Annotated in this window: 3 protein-coding genes and 1 pseudogene; all 4 read right to left on the reverse strand. The window is 61.6% G+C overall.

Annotated features, from left to right (window positions below; translation table 11 throughout):
- Positions 1-213, reverse strand: a pseudogene (locus ACE04F_RS12225) (extensin family protein); the annotation flags it as partial.
- 16 nt (positions 214-229) lie between these two features.
- On the reverse strand, positions 230-1,051 hold the full coding sequence (locus tag ACE04F_RS12230) for an isocitrate lyase/PEP mutase family protein (protein WP_486106995.1): 822 nt from the start codon (positions 1,049-1,051) through the stop codon (positions 230-232).
- A gap of 35 nt (positions 1,052-1,086) precedes the next feature.
- The gene (locus ACE04F_RS12235) at positions 1,087-1,947 is read right to left on the reverse strand and encodes a DUF72 domain-containing protein (RefSeq protein WP_486106997.1); all 861 of its coding nucleotides are present in this window, start codon (positions 1,945-1,947) and stop codon (positions 1,087-1,089) included.
- Positions 1,947-2,255 carry a hypothetical protein gene (locus ACE04F_RS12240; protein WP_305499067.1) on the reverse strand — a complete coding sequence of 103 codons (309 nt, stop codon included), beginning with the start codon at positions 2,253-2,255 and terminating at the stop codon, positions 1,947-1,949. The genes ACE04F_RS12235 and ACE04F_RS12240 overlap by 1 nt, the downstream gene beginning before the upstream one ends.
- Positions 2,256-2,478: the final 223 nt, after the last annotated feature.

Consider the following 2,478-nt stretch of genomic DNA (forward strand, 5'->3'; position numbering starts at 1 on the left):
CAGCCCCGACGTGGCGAGCGCCTGGTCACACAACTGCGGATCGTTGCGCAGGGCCATGAGTTTGTAACGGGTCAGCAGGTTCGGCGGCGCTTTCACGTCCAGCGGCGCCCAGGGGTTCCATTGCGGGGGTACGGCCAGCCAACCGCGCCATACCGCCACCACCGCGACGCCAACGACCAGCGTCAATACCATCAGTCCTTTCAAAAACCGCACGACAACGCCTCGGGCTTCAACCCTTGAATAATTGATTGGCCTGGATAAAAGGCATTGAGCGACGAGTGAAGGTGAAGGTCCCCTGCTGTCGGATTTCTTCGGCGGCGCGGAAAAACTCGCCGTACGCCGCCAGCGCGAGGGCCGATCCGACGCTGATGCGCTTGACGCCCAGTTCGCTCAATTGCGCCACCGTCAGGTCCAGCGCGCCGGACATCAGTACGTTGACGGGCTTGGGCGCTACGGCCCGGACCACCGCCAGCACTTGCTCGGCGCTGCTCAGCCCCGGCGCGTACAGCACGTCGGCGCCGGCGTCGGCGAAGGCCTTCAGGCGTCGGATCGTGTCGTCCAGATCCGGCCTGCCATGCAGGAAATTTTCCGCCCGCGCGGTCAGCAGGAAAGGGAACGGCAGACTACGCACCGCCTCGGCGGCGGCCTTGACCCGCGCCACGGCGTGCTCGAAATCGTAGATCGGGCTGTCTTCGCGGCCCGTGGCATCTTCGATGGAGCCCCCTACCGCGCCGGCTTGTGCCGCGCGGAGCAAGCTGCGGGCGCAATCTTCGGGCGCATCGGCAAAGCCGTTTTCCAGGTCGACGGCAACTGGCAGGTCCGTGGCCGCAACAATCGCTCGCACATTCGCCAGCGTGTCATCCAGCCCCAGGGCGCCGTCAGGTCGTGCCAGGGAAAAAGCGTGACCGGCACTGGTCGTCGCCAATGCTTCAAAGCCGAGGCTGGCGAGCATCTTTGCCGAACCGGCATCCCATGGATTGGGAATGACAAACGCCCCATCGCGTTCGTGCAAGGCCTTGAACGCCTGAGCTCGGCGGGTTTGTGCATCCATGAAAGTCGCTCCTGAGCAATTTTGCGGAGTTCGCCTCAGAGCAGACCGAGTTGCTCGGCGGCGGGTTCTCTATATAGCTCAGGCAGCGCCGGCAAGCCAGGCAAACGCTTCATCAGGCGGCTGTGAAAATGCATCGCGAGTTTCGCCGCCAGCAGATTGTCGGCGGTGTGCAGGAACATATACGGCGTGCGCCCCTCTTCGATCCACACGGCGATCTTTTCCACCCATGGCGTCAGAAACGGCTCGTTGGCCTCGACTACCGGATGACCGACGAAGCGCACCTGCGGGCACTGAGTGAACGCCGCCGGCCGCGTCGGCACCCGGGGCTTCTTGTATTGTGCGTGAATGACTTCAGGGGCGGTCGACGCGCAGCTGAACAGGCCGCGGGGATCGAGACAGATGCGTTCGACACCACGATCGAGCAGCAAACGGTTGAGCTGTCGTTCGGCGTCGCCTTTGGCAAAAAACTCATCGTGACGCACCTCTACGGCCAACGGCCGTGGGAACGCGTCGATGAATGCCGCCAGCTCTGGCAATCGATTGGGCGTGAACGCCTTGGACAACTGCAGCCAGTACGGTGAGACGCGCTCACCCAGCGGGCTCAACAACTGGACAAAGGTTTCGGTGGCGGTCAAGTGTTCGCGCAAGTCGCCGCCGTGGCTGATGTCACCGGGAATCTTGGCGGTGAAGCGAAAGTGCTCGGGCATGATCTCGGCCCAGCGCTGAACGGTGGACGCGGCCGGGCTCGCGTAGAAGGTCGTGTTGCCTTCCACCGCATTGAATACTTGAGAATAGAGACTGAGGAAGTCGGAGCTTTTGGCGTCCCGGGGATAAAGATAATCGCGCCAGGCATTTTCGCTCCAGGACGGGCAACCCAGATAGTAGGGCAACCGCATCAGATGTAGAGGTCGAGGCCCAGCACTTCCATATCCCAATCAACAAAACCGGCGGTGCTCAGGTAGCTGGCCAGCGCCGTGGCGACACTGCGGCTCATGGCGCGGTGATACAGCATGTCCTGCTGACGGGCGGGAAGATTGCTCAGGCGTTGCGCAGAGGCTTTGGCGGCGCGGGCGGCGAGTTGCTCTTCGGACGGAAATTCCAGCTCACCGTCAATATCATCGAAGTTTTCCGGCTCAGCGGCTTTACCCGCACGAGGCCGACGCTTGATGGGGTAGGACTGGGATGAAACGCCGTCTATACGCATAACAGAATGCTCGGTATCAATGATGGCAATTTAGCGGCACATTCGTATCCGCGCAAATGCGCAAGTGATAACTAGAACACATAAAGGCAAAAAGGTTTAAAAACCGGCGAAAAAAGTGACGACTGGCAATTTTGGGTGTGACTTTTGGATCCTGGGATGACTTTGACAGGTTTTGAGCCGGAGCAACGCCTTCGTGGGGGGGGGGGGGGGGGGGGGGGGGGGG

This window comes from Pseudomonas sp. AGC41 (assembly GCF_057334555.1).

What these genes read in the sequence shown, in the direction of transcription:
- ACE04F_RS12240 (WP_305499067.1), bottom strand. Translation starts at nt 2,255, where the DNA reads ATGCGTATAGACGGCGTTTCATCCCAGTCCTACCCCATCAAGCGTCGG.
- ACE04F_RS12235 (WP_486106997.1), bottom strand. Translation starts at nt 1,947, where the DNA reads ATGCGGTTGCCCTACTATCTGGGTTGCCCGTCCTGGAGCGAAAATGCC.
- ACE04F_RS12230 (WP_486106995.1), bottom strand. Translation starts at nt 1,051, where the DNA reads ATGGATGCACAAACCCGCCGAGCTCAGGCGTTCAAGGCCTTGCACGAA.